A 22,090-nucleotide genomic window follows, 5' to 3' on the forward strand; every position below is an offset into this window, starting at 1 on the left:
AGAGAGAGAGACGCATCACTTGCGTTAACTAAACAGAATTTTTCTAAAATACAAATTTTCCTATTGTGTCAAAATAACGGAGCATTTTTTTATGCTTTCGTTTACTTCGTGGTATATATCCAATTCCAAATAAGTTGGTTCGGTAAGCTGTACCGGATAGAATCATTGTTGTTTTGTTGTCGTTCGAAAACTACTCCGGATAACCATTTACCAATAAGCCAACTGCCTATTGCAGCAGGGTGCAGTGTATGCACTTTGCTGCTTTTCTTTCAAATGATCAATAAATTCGGTGCTGAAAATCAACAACTCTTTATAAAAACAACAAGAGGGTCTGAGGCCCCAACAACTCAAATTGAAATGACAATGAAAAAGAAATGTTTGCCTTTGCTGGGTATATTCTCGTTCGGGATATTCCATGCACAGGTAGGAATCAACACACAAAACCCACAGGGAATTTTCCACATTGATGGGAAGAGTGACAACTCTTCTACCCCAACAGTAACACAACAATTGAATGACTTTGTTATACTTAGTAATGGCAATGTAGGAATCGGGACACTAAATCCCTCTGCTAAATTAGTTATCGAAGATGGAGCCACTGCTGTGAATCCTAAATCTGTACTGAAAATTGTAGACCCCAATGTGAAAAAGGATAGGGTTATGACTGCCATCAACTCTAATGGAGAGGCTACATGGCAGGATTATGAATATCAGGGAAAAATAGGACAGGTATATTCAACAACATCGCTTCCGGCACAAACATTTCCGGCAGCTATAACCGCAATAAACGGTTGGAGTTTTACAATACCGGAAGAAGGATATTATGCTTTTGATATCCGTTGGTGGGCTACTTATTCGGCTGTGACTTCGGGGGCGGTAGCTGTTACTGCTACTCATTTCTACTTAAATGTAAATGGAACTACCATGGATCAGTATGAAACATATAATACAATTAATACATCTCTTGGGAATCGTTTAACAGCCTATTTTCCCCTATACTTCGATGCAACTGCTGCTGATGTGGGTAAAACCGTAACAATCAGTGTTCGTCCCGGAATCTCTCCGGCATCGGCAGGACAGTCGACACAAAACAATACTACAATCCCTTGGACAACGAGTAAGATAACTGTAAAACGTATGGATATATGAGAAATATTCTTGGTATATTAATTTTAACGGCTTTACCGGTAATGGCGCAGATAGGTGTCAATACCGAAACACCTTATACCCTGTTTCATCTGGATGCCCGTTATACAGCGACAACAACCAATCCGGATAACGCCGTTCCTTCTAATATTCAGCAACAAGATGATGTTGTAATCACAGAAGATGGTAAAGTCGGTATTGGAACGATAACCCCGGGTGCGAAATTTGAAGTGAATACCCAAAACGTAGCCGGTATGTATCCTTTACAGATTACAGATACCAGTGATCCCACAGGTAAAGTTTTGGTTTCGGATAGTAATGGAAATGCTCTGTGGACAAAAGTCCAGCCTCCCCGGGGAACCGTATATCCCATTATTGATATACCTGCCTCTACAATACCTGCTGGATCGGAGCAATTGGTGCCGAATAGTGAATTTACGGTACCGCATGATGGCTTTTTCTCGTACGAAATACGTTGGTGGTCTTATTATAGTGCAGCATATGCAACAGCTTCGCGTATCAGTATAGTGTTGATACTGAAAAGAAACGGGGTTACAGTAGACTCATTCAGGTATCAGACTCCTTTTATAGGATCATCGGCTATAACAAGTTATATTCCATTGTATTCTACAGCCAATGCTAATGACAAGCTGGCTCTATATATACATTCTGTAGAAGGACCGGGCAATGTGATGACTCAAACAACACGTCAATGGACTACTCCTCGAATTTTAGTAAAAGAATTACAAATGAATTTTTAAAACAGTGGATATGATTAAATACATTATAATAGGGTTATTTACAATGATTTGCTATTGTGTGTCGTATGCGCAATGTATAGGTATCAACACCCGTAATATGCCGACCGGAATGCTAGTCGTTGTAGACGGAAGTGGAGATAATAGCCTTTCTCCATCTGGTGTGGAAATTCAAAACGATGTAGTAATTAATGCCAGAGGGAATGTCGGAATCGGGATGCACAATCCTTTGGCAAAATTAAGTATCGATAAAGGGAATGCAAGCTATCCTATCCGGATTATAGACGGTTATCAGGAAGAGGGAAGAATGCTTACCTCCGATGATTCGGGAAATGCAAATTGGCTGTCTGTTGCCCCATCTACAGGCAGTATAGAGGCTATTATATCTTTACCCACACAGAATATAGCGTACAGTAACTATACCATTCCGTTAACAGGATCTGAGTTTGTCGTACCTACCGATGGGTACTATATATACGAAGTCAGATGGTATGGCAAGTATTCAACTGCACCAAGTAGTCAGGCCATGACTACTTCTCACTTTAGACTGACTCTGGATAATAATATTGTTGATGAATACGAAGCTTATATGGATATTACTACGGAAACGAACGACGCTGTTGCATTCTTTACCGCTCTGGCTACCAAGGCTCAAAAAGGACAAAGGTTGGCTTTGATAAATAGATTGGGGTTTGGACCCGGTAATGCATCCGGTGGTTATATGCAGATAACTGATTATGGAACAGGCGATCCCAGAACCTCAAAAATCATAGTGAAGCGATTAAATATGCGATAAATAAATTGGAGAATAGGGAGGATATGACTTGAAGAATAGTATACCTCCCTGTTTTTTACTATTTGGATCACAGATCCGATAAAGTTATCTTTTTTTGTTAAAATCAAAACATTCCTTATATTTGCCATACAAACAACCTATTACAATCTCTGAATGACTCAGGTTTTCACACATAAAAATATCAATAATGATCTAAATTTTAACAGTTTAGATTTGATATTGTGTGCTGAAATATTAGAGAGAGAGAGAGAGAGAGAGAGAGAGAGAGAGAGAGAGAGAGAGAGAGAGACGCATCACTTGCGTTAACTAAACAAAATTTCTTATTGTGTCAAAATAACGGAGCATTTTTTTATGCCTTCGTTTACTTCGTCGTATATATCCATTTCCAAATAAGTTGGCTCGGTAAGCTGTACCGGGTAGAGTCATTGTTGTTTTGTTGTCGTTCGAAAACTACTCCGGATAACCGTTTACCAATAAGCCAACTGTCTATTGCAGCAGGGTGCAGTGTATGCACTTTGCTGCTTTACTTTCAACCAATTAATAGCCATTTAAACACAAAGGCACTAAGACATAAAGGTTTTATTCAAAGACGTACTGTAGGGGTAAGGCTCTGCTTTACCCATTGTCCTGAAATACAATATAGAGCCCTTTGCGCCTACTTCGTGCCCTTTGTGATAAAGTACACATTATCGGGCAAAGAAGAACCCTACCCCTACAATCACCACATTCAAAATCAACAACTCTTTATAAAAATAACAAAAAGGTCTACGACCTTAAAAACAACAAAAGGGGGTGCGACCCCAACAACTCAAATTGAAATGACAATGAAAAAGAAATGTTTGCTTCTGCTGGGAATATTCTCGTTCGGGATATCCCATGCACAGGTAGGAATCAACACGCAAAATCCGCAAGGAATTTTCCATATCGACCCTCAGGCGGATACTTCCGGTACTTCGGGGAGTGGAGACGATGTGGTAGTAAAAGACAATGGTTATGTCGGGATCGGAACGGTTGACCCTGTATCCCGGATACATATCAAAACACAAGGTACTGCCACTTCTCCCGAAACTGGTTTTATCCTTGAAGATGGAAATCAAAGTGAAGGGAAGATACTCACTGCTATTGATGATACCGGTCTTGCCACGTGGAAAGAACTCGTCGTCTTTGATGCTGTGATGTTTAATAGATCGACCAGTTCTCCTAATTTGAATCTTGAAACGAATCCTAATTTCTATGCGACAAATTCCACAATAACTTTATCTCCTGGGCGTTGGGTTGTTCTGGTTGTAATGTTTATAACAACCAGAACCGCTACCGTTACTGCGTATTATGGGAGTGATCAATTTGGAGTGAGCGCTACTTTTTCGGATCCAACCCTCTTGGCAAATAATGGACAACCATTGAATAATATTAGAACTTTGGATTTAGAAGGTTTCGGTGTTGTGTCGGGTCAGTTCTGGACAGGCTACTATTCTGGTATTCTTACAGGTTCTGTTATTATCAATAATAAATCTAATGCAGACAAAGTATATTATTTTATGGTGGGAAATATAGAATACAATGGAAATTCAGCTCCTGCCGGACTTTATATAGGAGGTCCTGGAGGAGGTTGGGGAGAAGATAATATTGTAGCTTATCGCATTCCTCGCGAATTATAAATAACGAAAGAAAATAGTATTGTAATGAAAAATATATTTGTTTTACTTTTCTTGCTGTTAGGTGGAATCATTTATGGGCAGGTATCTATAAACACCCTTAATCCTTTGTCAGGAGTTTTACATATCGATTCGTCGGGTGATAATGGCACTGGTACACCTACGTCGGTTCAAACGTCAGATGATATTTTTATCTCTAATAGCGGTTATGTAGGTGTCGGACATGCTGTTCCGCAGGCTCAGTTTCATCTCAAAACCTCTGATCAATATAATGGTTCTATTAAGATAGAGGATGGGTCACAGTTTAATGCCCGTGTTTTAAGGTCGGATGCTAATGGAAAGTCTGTCTGGGCATATGCCGGGGAAGTGCAGACAGTATATGCTCAACTTGGTTCCGGGATAAATGTATTGTTGAGTACAATAAATGTTGCAGTGGATATATTTACTGATACTCAGGGATATATTTACCTCAATCCCGGAATGTGGCTTGTTACATGTTCGATGTCGTTGAATTTCCAAACCTCAGAAACAACGAGCTTACTTTATCGGTGTTGGATAAGAAGTTCCTTTTCGGATATTGCAGGAGGAAGTTATTCGGCCGATATTGTAGGCCCAAAGTATGCTTCGGGAGTTGCTTATTCTATAGGATATGGTCAGTTGAATGGTTTTATTGTCATCCACAATCAAACATCTGCTATCAAGCGGTATTACTATGTGTTGGCATATTCATCAAAGGTGAATTCTCCTACCGACAGTATTCTGATGAATTTTGCAAAAGGAGGGGTAGAAGGCAACACTATTATTGCTTATAAAATGAAAGATAATTAAGATATGGAAGATATACTATTTTTATTCAGGATAAGAGTAATAGCTATATTTATAGTTATGATGATAACATCACAGTTTACACATGCTCAGATAGGGATTAATACGGATTATGTAGCAAATAATCTGATATTGCAGATAGATTCGAAGAGGAATAATCCTTCAGACGGCACAACACCTTCTGCTTCCCAGGCATTGGATGATGTCGCAGTTACGAATACTGGTAATGTCGGTATCGGGACTCTTACTCCACAAACGAAATTACATATTGTGACAGGCGGTACTACTTTATCACCTAATCCACAGTTCAGGCTCGAAGATGGGTTGCAATTGACTAATCGGGTTTTGACATGTAATGCACAAGGTATCGGTTATTGGGAAGATTATGTTCCCGGTGCATCACAGGGTGTGTGGGATACTTCGGGAGTTAGCATCTCAGGTAGTGAAACTTCCTTTGTGAATACAAAAGCTAAAATCAGCCTTGATTCGGGTAGCTGGGCGATCTTTTATGCCTTGATAGTGGAAATTGATACACCTGGTATGGCTTCGAATGGAAACCGGATATTGGTTAAAACATCATTGGCTGATGATACTACTTTATACAACTCAGGTATAAACGGGTTTCCTACTACTGATATCTCAGGTGGAGGTACTTATTACGAGTATATTGTATGGCAGTATGGGAAAAGTGTTTTAGTCGGGAGGTATGTTATCAATAATACAACTACCGGATCGAAAGATTATTATCTCATTGCCGGATCGGTATCTAATCCGGGAGCGGTTACCGGTATTACTTTGGTTAATGTTGGAAAAGAGGTTGAAGGATCGAGCTTTTTCGCTTTCCGGGCTAAAGAGTAAAGATGATAGACATAAATAAAGCCGGCAAAATGAAGCCGGCTTTATTTGTATTTTTGAGTTAGTCTTATTTACCTCCGAATGTAAAGCTTACCGGAATAGCTACCGGCGATGTAATGCTTTGTCCTGCGATTACAAATGTAGGTTTCAGTTGTACTTTCACATTTGACTGCTGAGAACCTATTCCAATGAAATTCTTAGCAATATTCTGAACTGCATTTTTCGAATCACCAGTCATTAATGTGGCCAGATCAACACCAATATTCAAAGGCAATGTCTGTGTACTGCCTCCGGCAATATTCAATGCCTGGTTCACTTGTCCTGTGGTGAACTGAATGTCATCAATACTGATAACATATTGCAATCCGTTAAGAGCTGCAGTTGCTGTATTCGGATTTTTAATATCCAGATTAAGAGTAAAGTTCATAGGAATAGAAGATGCGGTACCTCCTAGAATCGAAATAAGTTTAGGCAAATTGGTTGCCGAAATGCCATTCGACAGATTCATTCCCGAAACCGTCAGGTTCGAAATGTTTTTGTACTCATACTCGCATTGAGTAAGGTTATATGCACTCGAAAGGCTGTTTCCTGTTGTTCCACACCCCGAAAATAGTATTGATACGAACAATACTAAACTTAAAATCTTTTTATTCATTTTATGTTGTTGTTAAAAGTCTCGCATGTTGGTTTAAAATTATTTTATGGTAACCATAGTTGCTCCGAAACCATATTCGCGGAACGATGCGTCTTGTATGTAGGTGTGTTTGTATTTATTCTTAAGTTCGTCGAGAATCGCTTTTTTGAGTACACCTTCTCCTTTTCCGTGTATGAAAACGATTTTTTGTCCTTTGTTCGATTTGTTCTCGTCCATTATTTCCCTGAATTTACTCAACTGATAATCGAGTATATCCGATGCTTCCAAGCCGGCTGTGGAGTCAACAAGTTCATCGATATGCAGGTCTATTTCGAGAATAGGAGAGGTTTCTTTCTTTTTTGCGGGTTGTATTCTGGGACGTTCCGATTGTTGCTTTTCCCTCATTGCCACAGCTAGTACTTCCGGCTCTATGGTAAGTTCTTTTTCAACCAGATCTTTCTTCATCAGGTAGTAGATGATCGCATTTTCGTCGAAATAATCATTATCCCTGAAACTGTGCAGCTTATAAAACTTAACGGTATCCAACCGGATTTCGGCTGAACACGGATTCTTTAAACTGAAAGGTTTATCTTTTTTGAAAGCTATAAATTGTACACAGATCTTTTCCAGATCATTGAGATCGGTTTTATTAAACTCTTCCAGAAATATTTTTGTATTAGGCTCTATTAACCCTGCGGCGCGGCTGACCCATCCATGGTCATTCCTGCTCATATAGTTGTATGAAAGGAAGTAGTTACTGTCGTTCACCAGATAGCATTCGTACGCAGTGGTCGAAAGGCTCTTTTCGTCTAATGGCAGGTAGGCAAGACAAGCTGTAATAAGGTCTCCCTCTTTGGTTTCGATAACAGGAGTGTCTTCTTCGGGTTTTTCCTGATAAGTTTTCTGTGTTGGTTCCGTTACATTCTGTGGTTTAACAGACTGCCTGACCTGAGTATCGTGGGCAGGTTCTATAACTATACATTCGCGGATTAGTACCGGGGTGTCAAATCCGTCATCATCAACAATTACAACATCTTTACCTTGAAACCCTTTTACTATACCACCTCCTGTTGTATTCAGAAAGCGAACTTTATCACCTATCTTCATGATGCGTTTTATATACTTGCAAAATAATAAAAAGGCCTGTGACCTTAAATCTCTTTTATACTTCGTGCAAAGTTGAATAATTTTGACGGATAAACAAGAGAAAGGACATGGCTCTTTGCTGTGCTTTTAGGAATTATAACAATTAACCCTGTTTCTGAAATTTCGTTTGTTGTGTTCTATATACTTTTTTATTCGTATAAAGTTGAGTAATTTTGATGGACAAACAAAAGAGAGACATTATTAACTCTTGTCTTTATTCTAGTAATTATATTGGTTATACCCTATCAGATGGAATCATTAGACCCTCGTCAAATACATATTAAAGACTACAATTACAACCTGCCCGATGATCGTATCGCTAAATATCCTTTGGAGGAAAGAGACAGTTCTCGTCTACTGGTTTATAAAGAGGGTAGGATAACGGATAGTTCTTTTACTACTCTTCCTGATTTTTTACCATCGGATAGCCTGATGATCTTTAATAATACGAAAGTTATTCAGGCTCGGATGTATTTTCAAAAATCCACAGGGGCACAGATTGAGATTTTTTGCCTTGATCCGTATGAGCCGCATGATTATAATCTGGTATTTCAATCAACCGGATGTTGTTCATGGCATTGTCTGGTTGGTAACCTTAAGAAATGGAAGGAAGGTAAACTATCGAAAAGTATTACTATCGGAGGACAAGAGGTGCTGATAACCGTAGAACGTAAACATTCGGCTGGAAATACACATATAATCGAATTTGCATGGGATAATTCGCAATTTACTTTTGCCGATATACTCGATTCGTGTGGCGAATTGCCTATTCCGCCTTATTTAAACCGCGATACGGAAGAAAAAGATAAAGAAACTTATCAAACATTATATTCTAAAATAAAAGGGTCTGTAGCAGCACCTACTGCCGGATTACATTTTACGGAAAGGGTATTTGCTGACATCAACAAGAAAGGAATAAAGACAGATGAAGTTACGTTGCACGTAGGTGCAGGTACTTTTAAGCCGGTTAAGAGTGAATTGATAAGTGATCACGAGATGCACTCAGAATTTATCTCGGTGCGTCGTGAGACTATCGAAAATATATTGAATCATCAGGGGAATATTATCGCTGTTGGTACTACTTCTGTGCGCACTATCGAAAGCCTGTACCATATCGGTGCAGCATTGGAAAAAGACCCGTCTCCCGGATATCTATTAGTGAAGCAATGGCAGCCGTACGAAGAAACAAACTCTACTATTACTAAAGAGCAGGCTTTACAAAATATTTTGGATTATCTGGATAGTCATTCGATGAAGGTGTTGTTGGCTGATACACAAATAATAATTGCTCCGGGCTACGAATTTAAAATAGTGAAAGGTATAGTCACTAATTTTCATCAGCCACAGAGCACTCTCTTATTATTGGTTTCTGCTTTTGTAAAAGGTGATTGGAAGACTATCTATAATCACGCACTAACTCACGATTATCGTTTTCTGAGTTATGGTGATTCGTCGCTATTGCTTCGATAGTTTCAGGCGTATATTCAGCCAGTCCTTCTTCTATTGTTTTAAAAACATAGCCTTGTTCTTTCAGCCATTCGATAGCCAGAGGTAAAGCATATTTCATATTCTTTTCAGCTTTTACTGAATCATGGAATACTATAACAGAACCGTTACGGGCGTAATGCTTCACGTTATCAAGAACTTCTTCCGGAGTCTGGCGTTTACTGTAGTCTCTGGTCACGACATCCCATAGAATTATGTGGTAATCCTTTCTCAATTTGAAAAACTGGGGAAGTCTCATATGTCCGTGTGGAGGGCGAAATAAAGTAGATTTGATATATTCCGCAGCTTTTTCCGTGTTCTTAATATAATTCTTCGAAAGTGTTCTTATACCCTGTACGTGGTTAAATGTGTGGTTGCCCACGGTATGCCCTCTTCTCAATACTTCTTCGTATTCTTCAGGGTGCTTTTTGACATTATCTCCTACACAAAAAAAAGTAGCTTTTATATTGTACCTATCCAATAGGTCAAGTACCCAGGGAGTAATCTCCGGTATAGGGCCATCGTCGAATGTGAGGTATATTACTTTTTCTTCTTTGCTTGGCATTCTCCATATTCCTCCCGGAAAGAGAAACCTGTAAAAGAAGGGTGGTTGCTCTATGAACATTGTTTTTAAACTATATAAATAACATCCAGTTACAAAGGTCAGAAAATTCCCGACCTTTATACTAGATGCAATTTTTTCTTATTCGTTGCTTCGCGCTGCATATTCTTGTAATAATGCAGGACTATATTGTTGCATCAACTGCATCGATTTGCGTGAAAGATCCTCTTCAAGTTTTTGTATATCAGATCCTTCTTCGGCCATATAGTATCCGCGAATAGAGACGTCCGTTAGATTTTTAAGAGCATAATTTCCTAATGTTGATGCCCTGTTCTGGAAATATTTTTCTACATATCCTTGCAATTTCTCAATCATTGCTTTGTATTCTGCTGTTTTCCCGTTTTGCTGATAAACCATAGCTATACGGAGCATGTTGTCGTAATACTCGCGAATGTCGGCAGTACTGTTATTCATTTGCGAAGGACTCAGGCGATTATACCAGTTTAATGATTGTTCCGAACGGTCTTGTATTATTTTTCTGATATTATCAGCTTTTTCAGGTTGCTCAAGTTTATAGTAGAAATCAATAAATGAAACCGATTCTCCTCCCATAGGAACTGTAGCTGCCGGAATTGATTTAAGACAGTGCTCAAGGGCTGATAATGCTTTGTCTTTTTTGCCTTCTGCTATTAACGCCGAAATCAGTTCTCCGAACATAATACGGAATGTTTTGCTTGTGCGGGTATTATTTTCATCCAGATATACTTTCGGATTTTCAATTCCTCCCCATTTAAACTTGTTCACCATATTGTCGTATGCAACCTCGGTATTTACACCTGTTTCGTTCACAATACCTGGAGTAACTCTGTATGCCATACCTTCAAGAGAGAAGTTTCTTTGTTTCAGGTTCATATACATATCGGAGCCTACTGTGGTTGCAAAATAGATAGGGCGTTCCCAATTTCCTTTGTTGATATTATTCAGCATTTCCATGATCATCAGTTCCTGACGGTAAATAACGCTTTTTCCTCCTAGATTGATAAACATAAATGGCAGAGGCTTGCTGTTCAATGCTTTCCAGTCTACTTTACTGGTATCGACTTGCATATAGAGAAGATTACCCGGAACAACGAGTTCGTTGTCGCCTTGTATGAACGGATTTTTAGGAACATAGCTGTAATTGTTTCGCAGTATGTTCATCAGTTCATCTAAAGGAACAGTATCGGTAAATGCACTCTGGTCATAGTATGCTCCCAGATTATAGTTTTGTTCACCTACTTTACTCATCCATGAGTTACTTGACCCTTGGTCTAATTGCTGCTTCAGATAAGCTTCTATCTGCTCTTTAGTGATTACATATGCGTATTGACCCTTGTCTCCGATATAGTGGGCTTTGTCCCATTCGATCGGCAAAGGAGGCGAATCGTAAGATTGACGGCGCATCTGGTCTACATACCAATCTGTTTGCAGATAGCTGAGGTTAGATACACGTACATCTGTTCTAAAACCTTCTACTTCCTGTGCATACCAAAGAGGGAATGTATCATTGTCTCCGTTGGTGAATATTATACCGTTTGGAGCTACGCTTCGCAAATAGTTCATCCCGAAATCGCGTACTGTATAACGGTTCGAGCGGTCGTGGTCGTCCCAGTTTTGCGATGCCATCTGGATCGGTACTAAAAGTCCGATAATGGATACTACTGCTGCGGCAGCTGTTTCGGGGATATAACGCTTGGCTAATGTCCATATTCCGGCAATACCCAGTCCTATCCAGATACTGAAAGCATAGAACGACCCTGCATATGCATAGTCACGCTCGCGAGGCTCGTATGGTTTCTGGTTCAGATAAAGGACTATGGCAAGACCTGTCATGAAGAATAGCATGAAGGTGATCCACATCTGTTGTTCTCCTTCTTTTTTTCTCGACAGTTGGAATATTATCCCGATGATTCCTAATATGAGAGGTAACATGTAATAAACATTGTGCCCTTTGTTGTCTGCAATATCGGGTGGAAGGTTATCTTGTGGCCCTAAGCCCAAAACATGTTCATCTATAAAGCTGATACCTGTAATCCAGTTTCCGTTACTGATGCCACCCATTGATTGAATATCGTTCTGACGGCCGGAGAAGTTCCACATAAAATATCTCCAGTACATGAAATTGATCTGGTAAGAGAATAGGTATTGTACATTTTCGAAGAATGTAGGCGGAATTTTAGGATCGGTTATTCCTCCCCAGTTTTTGTAACCCGAGATATGCCTTGGGTCATCAGAATACATACGGGGGAAAAGCATTGTATTTGTATAATCGTAAGAAGGTGATTCACTGGCAACGAAATAGCGGTCTTTTTCGTCCGGTGATTTTTTTACGATTTTGTCAAATTTCTTTTTCTTGGAGCTTTCAATAGCTCTGCCGTTATAATCGCGTTTTACGTCAGAAGCATAAGTCCGTCCGTAAAATAGGGGAGAATCTCCGTATTGTTCGCGGTTCAGATAATCAGTCAGGGAGAATACATCTTCGGGCGAGTTCTGATCCATCGGGGTATTAGCTGCCGAACGGATAGGTATCAGTGCGAAAGAAGAGTATCCTATCAGTATTACTAACAGACATAGTAGCGAAGTGTTTACCATGCGGAAAGTAACTTTTTTGCTTTTCACACAGAAGAAGATTAGTCCGCCTAAAAGTACAATCCACAGTAACCAATTGGATCCGATAAATGTGATTCCCGAAAGAACCATACTTAGTATAAACGCTATTTTAGCTCTTTGAAGATTACCTTTAGCCGATAGGGTTTCGTATAAGCCCCATATTATGGATACGAATAATAGAATCAGGTAAACGAATACTCCCGAGTTGTAAGGTAAGCCAAGTGTGTTTACAAAGAACAGCTCGACCTGACCTCCGACTTTGGTAAATCCGGGAATAATACCGTACATAAGTACGACGATGAGCCCAATTGAGCCTATAAGTGCTAATAATATACCTTTAAAGTTTGGTTTTTCTGCTTTTTTGAAATAGTAAACCAGTACGATAGCAGGGATACAAAGAAGATTCAGCAAGTGAACGCCTATTGATAGCCCCATCATATAAGCAATCAGTACCAGCCATTTATCAGAACCTTCCTGATTGGCTCTGTTTTCCCATTTTAGTATCAGCCAGAATACCAGAGCGGTGAACATAGACGAGTATGCGTAAACCTCACCTTCGACGGCTGAAAACCAGAATGTATCTGAGAATGTATATACTAAAGCTCCTACAAGACCCGAGCCAATGATGGTGATCATTTCGCCCATAGTCATTTCTTTGGAGGTATCACTGTAGACCAGTTTTTTTGCAAGATGTGTAATTGTCCAGAATAAGAACAAGATAGTCAATGCGCTGAGTAAAGCCGACATGGCATTAACCATCATAGCTACTTGCGACGGATCGGACGCAAAGAGTGAAAAGAATTTACCTGTCAACATGAAAAAAGGAGCGCCGGGAGGGTGTCCTACTTCGAGTTTATAAGCGGAAGTGATGAATTCGCCGCAATCCCAAAAACTGGCAGTAGGCTCTATTGTCATCAGGTAAACAACGGCCGCTATTACAAAACTTAACCATCCGAAGACATTGTTGACTAAGTTGTATTTTTTCATATTCACGATCAGATAATTAGACTAGCTATTGCCTTCGCAACACGCTAAATGTGACTTTTTCTTTTTCAATCAAGGTGCAAATATAGTTAATTGAATGGAACTAAAGCCTTTCATTATTCTTTTTTAAGGTCTTAAATTCTGTTTATTCGCTGTGTTCTGCCCTTTTATGTAATGATTTTGCGTAATTCTGGTCTTTCTTGCTTCAATCTATCCTAGATTTTCTTCTTAAAGGTTATTTCTAATAACCTCTTCTTTGTACCTATTGTCAGGTTTTCAGATTCGAGGCCTATTGGCTTGTTGATATGTATATCAATGAATCTTAAGGATATTCTTATACTTATCCTGTTGAGGAATTCCGTTTCAGAATTTCAGGCACTTGTATATGAAGAAGGCTATAAGGATAATGGCAATGATCCGGTAAACGATAATGAGTCTTTTTAGTTTTTTCGATTCTTCCATAATTAAGGGTATTTATCTGAAAGGCCGTCCGGATCCCATGCTATATAGAAAAAAGAGAATCCCCGATGCAATTATCAAGTACGGGATAAGGATATATTTCATAAGTGATGTTATAAAGGAGAGTTTGAAGTATGTTTTACTACCTTTTGTATAGCATTGCCGGGCTATAGATGTGAGTGTCCACATGAAGACTGGTATACCTATAAAAATCCCTGTTAATAGGAACATTTCGGATAATCCATCCCTGTCAGGAAAATAAGTGCTGGCAATGCCAACAGAAGATAAAAAGATAATTATAAGTAGGCTGATAATAGTCAGAAATATCCTTTTCTCTTCTTCTGGAGTGGTGTTTATATTCATTATTCTTGAGGTGTAGTATTATTTCTATAGCCTATAAAGGAAGAGAATTTTTAATAAATAAAAAAGCGTCCACTTTTTTAAGTGAACGCTTTTGATGAAATCTATATGATTTTAGTTTCGATAGATGATTGTAATTGACTATTGATTTTTTCTACCAATACTGATTTTTGAGCAGCTCCTACTTGTTTATCTACTACTTCTCCATTCTTAATGAATAAAATTGTAGGGATATTGCGGATACCGTATTTTGATGTAATCTCATCGTTATTGTCTACATCTACCTTACCGATAACTGCTTTGTCGGCATATTCTCCGGCTAGTTCTTCTACGATTGGGCCTACCATACGGCATGGTCCACACCATTCTGCCCAAAAGTCGATAACCACCAATTTGTCTGATTTTAGGACTTCTTCAAAAGTCGCATCTGTAATTTCTAGTGCCATTTGTTTAATTTATTTTTTAGTTATTTCTCTACTATAATACAAAGATAACTAAAGTATCTTTATCTGTAAAATATCAATTAATCCTGAACAGGACATTGTCGTTTTGCTCCAAATAGTCTATTAACTCCTTTCTTATATTGATCTTAATACCTCTGGCGAAAAGCTCGATTTTCATGTTTTTCTCGCCGTCTACTACTTCAAAATATAACAGTGAATTTCCGGGATTGTTCTTGGTGAGTGTCGACAGTTCTTCTACCATCGTTGCATTCATTTCGTGAATAGGTAAGGTGATGGTTATTTTCTCGATCATCGAGTCTTTTACATCCGGAAGCAACTGTATCGAATTGATCTTTAACTCCAGTTGGTTTTCGTTAAAACGCCTTCCCTGTACCCGTCCTTTTACATATACATAAAGTCCCGGGCGTCCGTATTTTGCAAAATTGATATAGTCATCGCCGAATAGCGGAATTTCGCCACTACCGGTAAAGTCTTCTATCTTGATGATCATGTAAGGCTTACCTGTTTTGGTAATCCCTTCACGAACTCCGGCGACTAATCCCCCGAATGTGACCTCCTTGTTTTTGAGGGCATCTTTGTCTTCGATGTCAGCCATACCTACATTACACCCGTATTTTAGGGCAATGGCGAATTCATCGAGAGGGTGAGCCGACAGATAGATACCTATCAGTTCGCGCTCTTTGTTGAGGCGTTCCAGATCAGACCATCGTTCGGCTTTTATTATCTCGGGATGTGCTATCTCTACAGCAGCGTCTCCCCCGAATAAAGAATTTGTAGCCTGAGCTTTATCCACCTGATATTTATTTCCGTACCTGATAAGGAGATCAATAAATGTTTCGCTTTTGCCATTCATTACGAAAAACTGTTCTCTGTGCATTTCGGGGAAGTTATCGAATGCTCCGGCTAGTGCCAGTGATTCTATATTCTTCTTATTGCAAGAGGTAAGGTTGACACGTTCTACAAAGTCGAATATGTTTTTGAACGGGCCGTTCTTGGTTCTTTCTTCTATTATATTGTTTACAGCTCCTTCGCCTACTCCTTTTATGGCAGCCAGCCCGAAACGGATATCACCTGCTTTGTTGACAGAGAATTTGAGAAATGATTCGTTTACATCGGGTCCGAGTACATTCATTTCCATGGCCTTGCATTCGTCCATGAATTTCGTGATTTCTGTAATGTTCGACAGATTTCGCGAGAGTACGGCGGCCATGTATTCCGGTGGATAATTCGCTTTTAGCCATGCTGTCTGATAGGCTACCCATGAGTAACAGGTGGCATGTGACTTATTGAATGCATAAGAGGCGAATTTTTCCCAGTCGGCCCAGATTTTATTGAGGGTTTTTTCCGAATGACCGTTTTTCTTACCTCCGGCAAGGAATTTCTCCTTCAGGGCATTCATCTTATCAATAAGCTTTTTCCCCATTGCTTTACGCAACTCGTCTGATTGACCACGGGTGAAATCGGCCAATAGACGGGACAGAAGCATCACCTGTTCCTGATATACGGTAATACCGTATGTGTCGTTGAGATACCGTTCCATGACAGGAATGTCGTAACTGATCTCTTCCTGACCGTGTTTACGGGCGATAAATGATGGTATATAGTCCATAGGACCCGGACGGTACAGAGCATTCATCGCAATAAGGTCTTCGAACTTACTGGGTTGTAGTTCTTTCAGGTACTTTTGCATACCGGCGGACTCGAACTGGAATGTTCCGGTTGTTTTTCCCAGACTATAAAGCTCGTAGGTTTTCGGGTCTTCGAGCGATATGGTGCTTATGTCTATGTCTTCTCCTGTAGTGTGCTTAATGTTTTCTATGGCTTCTTTTATAATAGATAGGGTTTTCAGCCCTAAGAAGTCCATCTTTATCAATCCGGTTTCTTCGATAACAGAACCTTCGTATTGCGTTACAAGCATTGTTTCGCCGGTTTCTTTATCTTCGGCTGTACTTACGGGAACTACATCCGAAATAGCTCTTTGCCCGATAATTATACCACAGGCGTGTACTCCCGTATTACGGACATTACCTTCAAGCATTTGGGCATATTTGAGCGTATCACGCATTACTGTGTCGTAACTGTTAGCTGCATCTTTCAGTTCGGGTACATATTCGATAGCATCACGAAGTGTGACTTTTTTCTTATCCGGAATTTTATCCGGCACGAGTTTAGCCAAGCGGTTCGACTCGGATAGAGGTAATTTTTGTACACGGGCAACGTCTTTAATGGCCGATTTGGTTGCCATTGTACCGTATGTAATAATGTGTGCTACACGCTCCTGTCCGTATTTGTCGGTTACCCAGCGTAATACCTCGCCACGTCCGTCGTCGTCGAAGTCGATATCAATATCGGGCATCGAGATACGGTCGGGGTTAAGGAAACGCTCAAAAAGTAAGTCATACTTAATCGGGTCTATATCGGTAATACCCAGACAGAAAGCAACTGCCGATCCTGCTGCCGATCCACGACCGGGTCCTACGGCTACTCCCATTTTACGGGCGGCAGCTATAAAGTCTTGTACTATGAGGAAATATCCGGGAAATCCCATTGTTTTCATCACACTGAGTTCGAAATCGAGCCGCTCTTTAGTTTCCTCATTCATGTTCGGATAGCGCGATTCTGCTCCTATCATGGTAAGGTGTGCCAGATAATCGGCTTCGAGCTTGATACGGATTACTTTATCGTATCCTCCTAAACGATGGTATTCTTTTTCTCCGAATTCGGTAATTAAGTCCTGCTCGGAATATTTTGTTTTGTAATCTTCTTCAGTTCCAAACGAAGGATCAATATCGAAGAAGGGCATCAATGCATCCGAATCAATAGAATAGAATTCTACCTTGTCTGCAATCTCCAAAGTATTTGCTAACGCTTGAGGAACGTCGCCGAACAACTGATTCATTTCGGCAGTTGTTTTCAGCCATTCCTGTTTAGTATACCGCATCCGCTTCGGGTCGTCAAAGTCTTTACCTGTGCTCAGACATATCAGACGGTCGTGCGCATCGGCATCCTCTTCGTTTACAAAATGGGTGTCGTTGGTTGCTATCACTTTTACTCCCAGTTTTTCGCTGATCCGGAGTAATTCTTTATTTACTCTTTCCTGCAGTGGATATGCTTCGAGGTTTGAATCGGGGCGTGATGTTTTATGCCGTTGAAGTTCGAGGTAATAATCTTCGCCAAACAGGTTTTTGAACCAAAGAACGGCTTCTTCCGCGGCTTCGATATCCCCATTGGTAATTTTCTTCGGAACTTCTCCTCCCAGACAGGCAGACGATACTATCAGCCCTTCGTGATGTTTCTCCAATAATTCCTTATCGATACGGGGACGCATATAGAAGCCATCGGTCCAGCTTTGAGAAACCAGTTTTATCAGATTCTTATATCCGGTCAGGTTCTTGGCAAGAACAACAAGATGCCATCCGCTCATATCTTGCTTACCTTCTTTCAGCTTGTGATTTCTGCGTGCGACATAGCACTCACAACCTAAGATAGGCTTGAACAAGTGGGATTCTTCATCTTTTAGTTTTTGTGTAAGTTCCTCTATCTGTTTTTGGTCACCTTTGCTTTCGGCTTCTTTCAAATCCTTTTTGATCTCTTTGATAGCGGCAAAAACAGGCCCGTTCTTTTTCTTTACGTAGTTGTAAAATTCTTTGATCCCAAACATCGACCCATGATCGGTAAGGGCTATGGCTTTCATTCCGTCGCTTTTAGCCTTGTCCACAATCCGCGAAATGCTTGCTTGTCCATCCAGCAAAGAGTACTGCGAATGGACATGTAAATGTACATATGGTTGCATACGTTAGTTAATCTTTTATGCTATAAAGGTACTCTTTTTTGAAGAAAGAGTACCTTTATATATAATCGAAAGTTTTGATCGGTTTATCAACAAGCGGCTAATTTTTTGTTGCTATCAGCTGCCACTATCGCTTTGGTGCTTGCGTTTATCCAATATCTTCTTCACATTTACTTTGTCCTGGTAAATATGTTTTTTTAATGTTTCCAGATCCGGGAACTTTTCATCAGGACGGACAAACTCTACAAATTCTACCGAAAGATATTTTCCGTATAAATCTTCGTTGAAGTTGAAGATATTAACCTCGAGACTGATATTATCTCCATTATGCAGGGTAGGGCGTTTGCCTATATAGAGCATTCCTCCATATTTTCGGTCTTCTATATGCACTCCTACCGCATATACACCGAATGCCGGAACAACCTTAAAGTCTTCCCATATCTTGATATTAGCAGTAGGGAAGCCTATGGTACGCCCGACTTTGAAACCTTCTATTATCTGCCCCGATATGGTATAGTTGTAGCCCAACAATTGGTTGGCTTTTTCGATATCGCCTTCGCCTAACAGGCGCCGTATACGTGATGAACTGACGTGGACACTCGGGCTCAGCTCTTCGGCTTGGATAACTGTCATCCCAACTTTGGCTCCGTATTCTTTATATTCTTCAAATCCGTCTTCACGATTGTGTCCGAACCGATGGTCATGACCTATCAAGAGTGTGTCTACCTGAAGTTCTGCCTTTAGTACTTTTTGTATAAAGTCCCGTGCCGACATCATAGACATTTCTTTTGTAAAGTCGAGAACTTTACAGTAATCAACGCCGGTAGTTTCTATGCGTCTGATCTTTTCTTCGAATCCACATAGTAAGGCTGGCTGGTAATCGGAGTTTAGCACCCGGCGCGGATGTACCGGGAATGTAATAATGGCCGACGGCAAATTCCTTTTGAGTGCTTCTGCTTTTAGCTGTTCTATCAGGAACTGGTGTCCGGTATGGACTCCGTCGAAAAAGCCGATAGTGGCTACTAACGGCTTGTGATTTATCTTATTTTCAGCATCCAGAATCTGCATGTATGCCTCCTTTATTTTTCGAAAACTTTTCTTAAATCCTGAGTTTGATCTACCAGATATGTTTTAAATCCGAACTTTTCGGCTGCATCCAGATTTGACTGTCCATCATCGAGAAATAATGTTTCTTCGGGATTGATTCCGGCAGCAATTACAGCTTCGAATGATTCTTTCGATGGTTTTGTATGTCCTATTTTATATGACATAAATGTCTCATCAAAAAAATCCGATAGGGTTTCGCCTGTTGTTGTAAATGTATCCGAATGTGCCCATTCCATTATTATCGGGTTGGTATTACTTAACAGATACAGATTATAATCTTTACGTAAGTCTCTGAGTAACTGGAAACGGTATTCGGGTATACCTCCCAAAAAGCCAAGCCATCCCGAATCTATATCTTTGTCGGAAATATTTTTCCCTGTCATTTTACGTAATTCGTCATAAAACTCTTGTCTGGTTATGGTACCTTCTTCAATACCAAGAAATATCCCTTTCTGACGGAACTCGCCCAGATATTCTTCTATGTTGTCGACTCCTATTTCTTTGAAGCGTTTTATTGCTCCTTCTTTATTTATATCGACGATAACCCCGCCAAAATCGAAAAGTAAATTTTTGATACCTGTCAAATTTCCCATAATGTTTATAATTGTTTGATAGATGGTACGAAGGTAAGCATTAATTAGTGAAATCGGAGCAGTGGCTTTTTTTTCTAAAAGAAACAGGAGATAAAACTGCCAAATTTTACCTCCTGTTCTTTTTTAATAGCCTGCCACTGTATCATCTCCTCTCGGGTCTGCTCCTCCTTCGAGTGTATTGTCGGGTTTAACGATTACAGATTCAATTCTTCCGAATGGTTTTCTGGAAGTGATCTTATACCCTTTTGTCTCGAGATACTTTCGGGTACTTTCCGATATTGCTCCGTCTTCGACTTGTATTTCATCAGGTAGCCATTGATGATGGAAACGTGGCGCTGATACTGATTCCTGCGCACTGAGACCATGCTCGATATTATTGATAATTGCCTGAAAAACAGATGTAATAATTGTTGATCCTCCAGGAGTTCCGACAACCATGTATAGAGAACCTTCTTTTTCGAGAATAGTAGGCGTCATCGAGCTGAGCATACGTTTTCCTGCAAGAATTGAGTTGGCTTCATTGCCGACCAAACCGTACATATTAGGGATTCCGGGCTTTACGGAGAAATCGTCCATTTCGTTATTCAGAAGAAATCCGGCTCCTCCGACTACAACTTTCGATCCGTATGATCCGTTGAGGGTTGTAGTAATGGAAACAGCATTACGGTCTTTGTCGATTATAGAGTAATGAGTGGTTTGATCACTTTCGTATGGCATGAATCCGATCGGTTTGATTTCGAAGCTGGGAGTTGCCTTGGTGAAATCGATATCGGACATCCGCCTTACGATGTAATTAGCTTCGAGAAGTTCTTCTTGAGGAACTTTAAAAAAATCAGGATCACCCAGATATTCAGCTCTGTCGGCATATACCCGGCGCTCTGCTTCAACGATAAGTTGTATTGTCGAGTCTTCCTGAAATCCCCATTTGCTGACTGGATATTTTTCTATAGCTTTCAGTAATGTAATCAGTGCTATCCCTCCGCTCGAAGGGGGTGGCATTGATATAACTTTATAGTTTTTATAATCGGCTGTTACCGGATTTCGCCATACAGCTTTGTATTTTTCTAAATCGGAGTGGGTGATGATTCCATTGCTCCGTTGCATTTCGGCAACTATTTTGTCTGCAACCTCTCCTCTATAGAAGCCGTCACATCCTTTTTCGGCTATCAGTTTTAATGTATTAGCCAAATCGGGTTGTTTCAGGGTATCTCCTTTATTCCAGCCCTGATTTTTGATGAGGGCGCATCCGTCAGGATTATATTTGATGAAGAATTCTTGGTTTCGATTGAGTTCGTCGACTTGCATATCTGTTATCTGGAACCCATTTCTGGCTAGTTCGATCGCCGGTTCAAGTAATTTGCTCCAAGCTAATTTTCCATATTTTTTATGGGCTTCCACCATTCCGGCAACAGTGCCTGGTACTCCGGCGGCAAGACCTCCGTATAAACTCTTGTCTGTAATTGCATTTCCGTTTTCATCGAGATACATATCATGATGGGCTTTTTCAGGAGCGGTTTCGCGGTAATCTAAAGCAGCCGTCTCTCCCTTTGCCGAGCGGTAAACCATAAATCCTCCACCCCCGATATTTCCTGCATTGGGATACACTACAGACAACGCAAATTGTACTGCTACGGCGGCATCTATAGCGTTACCTCCTTCTTTTAATATTTCTATGCCGACTTCCGATGCCAAAGGATGTGCTGTAACAACCGCTCCATTCGGATATGTTGCAGTAATGTTTTGAGAAGGCAGTAAAATACTTATTAATAAAAGCAGAGAGAGTATTTTGATCTTCATTTTAGTCTCAAATTTTGTTTGTCGG

At 40.1% G+C, this 22,090-nt stretch carries 19 protein-coding genes and 1 pseudogene; 8 read left to right on the forward strand and 12 right to left on the reverse strand.

All coding sequences use genetic code 11. The annotated features are described in order from the left end of the window. Positions 1-101: 101 nt before the first annotated feature. A complete protein-coding gene (locus BUC12_RS20070) occupies positions 102-254 on the reverse strand; it encodes a hypothetical protein (protein WP_157257553.1) in 153 nt (50 codons plus the stop codon). Positions 255-363: 109 nt separating this feature from the next. Here BUC12_RS20070 and BUC12_RS12960 point away from each other — a divergent pair, with 109 nt between their 5' ends. Genes BUC12_RS12960 through BUC12_RS12970 form a run of 3 tightly spaced genes read left to right on the forward strand, consistent with a single transcriptional unit; the run spans position 364 to position 2,700 of the window. Next, positions 364-1,149 carry a hypothetical protein gene (locus BUC12_RS12960; protein ID WP_139262059.1) on the forward strand — a complete coding sequence of 262 codons (786 nt, stop codon included), beginning with the start codon at positions 364-366 and terminating at the stop codon, positions 1,147-1,149. Next, on the forward strand, positions 1,146-1,907 hold the full coding sequence (locus tag BUC12_RS12965; RefSeq protein ID WP_062182158.1) for a hypothetical protein: 762 nt from the start codon (positions 1,146-1,148) through the stop codon (positions 1,905-1,907). The genes BUC12_RS12960 and BUC12_RS12965 overlap by 4 nt, the downstream gene beginning before the upstream one ends. A 10-nt stretch (positions 1,908-1,917) precedes the next feature. Continuing rightward, positions 1,918-2,700 (forward strand): hypothetical protein, encoded by a 783-nt coding sequence (locus tag BUC12_RS12970; protein WP_062182161.1) that lies wholly within the window; start codon positions 1,918-1,920, stop codon positions 2,698-2,700. A gap of 361 nt (positions 2,701-3,061) precedes the next feature. Here BUC12_RS12970 and BUC12_RS20075 read toward each other — a convergent pair whose 3' ends face one another. Further along, on the reverse strand, positions 3,062-3,214 hold the full coding sequence (locus BUC12_RS20075) for a hypothetical protein (protein ID WP_157257555.1): 153 nt from the start codon (positions 3,212-3,214) through the stop codon (positions 3,062-3,064). 310 nt (positions 3,215-3,524) lie between these two features. Between BUC12_RS20075 and BUC12_RS12975 the strand changes: the two genes are divergently transcribed. The 3 genes from BUC12_RS12975 to BUC12_RS12985 are packed head-to-tail and all read left to right on the forward strand — an operon-like array spanning position 3,525 to position 6,038. Continuing rightward, a complete protein-coding gene (locus BUC12_RS12975) occupies positions 3,525-4,358 on the forward strand; it encodes a hypothetical protein (protein WP_139262060.1) in 834 nt (277 codons plus the stop codon). Between the two features lie 24 nt (positions 4,359-4,382). Next, positions 4,383-5,183 carry a hypothetical protein gene (locus BUC12_RS12980; protein ID WP_062182167.1) on the forward strand — a complete coding sequence of 267 codons (801 nt, stop codon included), beginning with the start codon at positions 4,383-4,385 and terminating at the stop codon, positions 5,181-5,183. Positions 5,184-5,186: 3 nt separating this feature from the next. Then, on the forward strand, positions 5,187-6,038 hold the full coding sequence (locus BUC12_RS12985) for a hypothetical protein (RefSeq protein ID WP_062182170.1): 852 nt from the start codon (positions 5,187-5,189) through the stop codon (positions 6,036-6,038). Positions 6,039-6,102: 64 nt separating this feature from the next. On the opposite strand, the gene BUC12_RS12990 is transcribed toward BUC12_RS12985, so the two are convergent. Beyond that, on the reverse strand, positions 6,103-6,690 hold the full coding sequence (locus BUC12_RS12990; protein WP_062182173.1) for an LEA type 2 family protein: 588 nt from the start codon (positions 6,688-6,690) through the stop codon (positions 6,103-6,105). Positions 6,691-6,729: 39 nt separating this feature from the next. Beyond that, complete coding sequence (locus tag BUC12_RS12995) at positions 6,730-7,776, reverse strand: DUF2027 domain-containing protein (protein ID WP_062182175.1); 1,047 nt, start codon at positions 7,774-7,776, stop codon at positions 6,730-6,732. Between the two features lie 288 nt (positions 7,777-8,064). Here BUC12_RS12995 and BUC12_RS13000 point away from each other — a divergent pair, with 288 nt between their 5' ends. After that, complete coding sequence (locus BUC12_RS13000; protein ID WP_062182178.1) at positions 8,065-9,285, forward strand: S-adenosylmethionine:tRNA ribosyltransferase-isomerase; 1,221 nt, start codon at positions 8,065-8,067, stop codon at positions 9,283-9,285. A gap of 28 nt (positions 9,286-9,313) precedes the next feature. On the opposite strand, the pseudogene BUC12_RS13005 reads toward BUC12_RS13000, so the two are convergent. Then, positions 9,314-9,925: pseudogene (locus BUC12_RS13005) on the reverse strand (polysaccharide deacetylase family protein); the annotation flags it as partial. Positions 9,926-10,003: 78 nt separating this feature from the next. After that, positions 10,004-13,498, reverse strand: a complete 3,495-nt coding sequence (locus tag BUC12_RS13010) for a glycosyltransferase family 117 protein (protein WP_062182181.1) — start codon at positions 13,496-13,498, stop codon at positions 10,004-10,006. 312 nt (positions 13,499-13,810) lie between these two features. Between BUC12_RS13010 and BUC12_RS20395 the strand changes: the two genes are divergently transcribed. Next, positions 13,811-13,939, forward strand: a complete 129-nt coding sequence (locus tag BUC12_RS20395) for a hypothetical protein (protein WP_262485551.1) — start codon at positions 13,811-13,813, stop codon at positions 13,937-13,939. A 30-nt stretch (positions 13,940-13,969) separates the two neighbouring features. On the opposite strand, the gene BUC12_RS13015 is transcribed toward BUC12_RS20395, so the two are convergent. The 6 genes from BUC12_RS13015 to ggt form a co-directional block, all read right to left on the reverse strand. Beyond that, positions 13,970-14,317, reverse strand: a complete 348-nt coding sequence (locus BUC12_RS13015; RefSeq protein ID WP_062182184.1) for a hypothetical protein — start codon at positions 14,315-14,317, stop codon at positions 13,970-13,972. 101 nt (positions 14,318-14,418) lie between these two features. Beyond that, complete coding sequence (trxA, locus tag BUC12_RS13020; protein WP_062182187.1) at positions 14,419-14,760, reverse strand: thioredoxin; 342 nt, start codon at positions 14,758-14,760, stop codon at positions 14,419-14,421. A 73-nt stretch (positions 14,761-14,833) separates the two neighbouring features. After that, positions 14,834-18,571: a DNA polymerase III subunit alpha gene (dnaE, locus tag BUC12_RS13025; RefSeq protein ID WP_062182190.1), complete on the reverse strand. Its 3,738-nt coding sequence runs from the start codon at positions 18,569-18,571 to the stop codon at positions 14,834-14,836. 114 nt (positions 18,572-18,685) lie between these two features. After that, positions 18,686-19,636: a riboflavin biosynthesis protein RibF gene (gene ribF, locus BUC12_RS13030; protein WP_062182193.1), complete on the reverse strand. Its 951-nt coding sequence runs from the start codon at positions 19,634-19,636 to the stop codon at positions 18,686-18,688. Positions 19,637-19,647: 11 nt separating this feature from the next. Next, positions 19,648-20,268, reverse strand: coding sequence for an HAD family hydrolase (locus BUC12_RS13035; RefSeq protein ID WP_062182195.1), 621 nt, complete (start codon positions 20,266-20,268; stop codon positions 19,648-19,650). Positions 20,269-20,391: 123 nt separating this feature from the next. Beyond that, entirely contained in the window at positions 20,392-22,065 is a 1,674-nt protein-coding gene (gene ggt / locus BUC12_RS13040) for a gamma-glutamyltransferase (protein ID WP_062182198.1), read from the reverse strand. Positions 22,066-22,090 lie beyond the last annotated feature (25 nt).

The sequence above is a fragment of the Indolivaga macrotermitis genome (assembly GCF_900128985.1).
Classification (GTDB): domain Bacteria; phylum Bacteroidota; class Bacteroidia; order Bacteroidales; family Dysgonomonadaceae; genus Dysgonomonas_A; species Dysgonomonas_A macrotermitis.

Excerpts from the sequence above, each read along its gene's own strand:
- BUC12_RS12960 (WP_139262059.1), top strand. The coding sequence starts at position 364 with ATGAAAAAGAAATGTTTGCCTTTGCTGGGTATATTCTCGTTCGGGATA.
- BUC12_RS13015 (WP_062182184.1), bottom strand. The coding sequence starts at position 14,317 with ATGAATATAAACACCACTCCAGAAGAAGAGAAAAGGATATTTCTGACT.
- BUC12_RS13010 (WP_062182181.1), bottom strand. The coding sequence starts at position 13,498 with ATGAAAAAATACAACTTAGTCAACAATGTCTTCGGATGGTTAAGTTTT.
- BUC12_RS12970 (WP_062182161.1), top strand. The coding sequence starts at position 1,918 with ATGATTAAATACATTATAATAGGGTTATTTACAATGATTTGCTATTGT.
- trxA (WP_062182187.1), bottom strand. The coding sequence starts at position 14,760 with ATGGCACTAGAAATTACAGATGCGACTTTTGAAGAAGTCCTAAAATCA.
- BUC12_RS13000 (WP_062182178.1), top strand. The coding sequence starts at position 8,065 with ATGGAATCATTAGACCCTCGTCAAATACATATTAAAGACTACAATTAC.
- BUC12_RS12980 (WP_062182167.1), top strand. The coding sequence starts at position 4,383 with ATGAAAAATATATTTGTTTTACTTTTCTTGCTGTTAGGTGGAATCATT.
- ggt (WP_062182198.1), bottom strand. The coding sequence starts at position 22,065 with ATGAAGATCAAAATACTCTCTCTGCTTTTATTAATAAGTATTTTACTG.
- BUC12_RS12965 (WP_062182158.1), top strand. The coding sequence starts at position 1,146 with ATGAGAAATATTCTTGGTATATTAATTTTAACGGCTTTACCGGTAATG.
- BUC12_RS12990 (WP_062182173.1), bottom strand. The coding sequence starts at position 6,690 with ATGAATAAAAAGATTTTAAGTTTAGTATTGTTCGTATCAATACTATTT.
- BUC12_RS12985 (WP_062182170.1), top strand. The coding sequence starts at position 5,187 with ATGGAAGATATACTATTTTTATTCAGGATAAGAGTAATAGCTATATTT.
- BUC12_RS13035 (WP_062182195.1), bottom strand. The coding sequence starts at position 20,268 with ATGGGAAATTTGACAGGTATCAAAAATTTACTTTTCGATTTTGGCGGG.
- BUC12_RS20395 (WP_262485551.1), top strand. The coding sequence starts at position 13,811 with ATGAATCTTAAGGATATTCTTATACTTATCCTGTTGAGGAATTCCGTT.
- BUC12_RS12975 (WP_139262060.1), top strand. The coding sequence starts at position 3,525 with ATGAAAAAGAAATGTTTGCTTCTGCTGGGAATATTCTCGTTCGGGATA.
- dnaE (WP_062182190.1), bottom strand. The coding sequence starts at position 18,571 with ATGCAACCATATGTACATTTACATGTCCATTCGCAGTACTCTTTGCTG.
- ribF (WP_062182193.1), bottom strand. The coding sequence starts at position 19,636 with ATGCAGATTCTGGATGCTGAAAATAAGATAAATCACAAGCCGTTAGTA.
- BUC12_RS12995 (WP_062182175.1), bottom strand. The coding sequence starts at position 7,776 with ATGAAGATAGGTGATAAAGTTCGCTTTCTGAATACAACAGGAGGTGGT.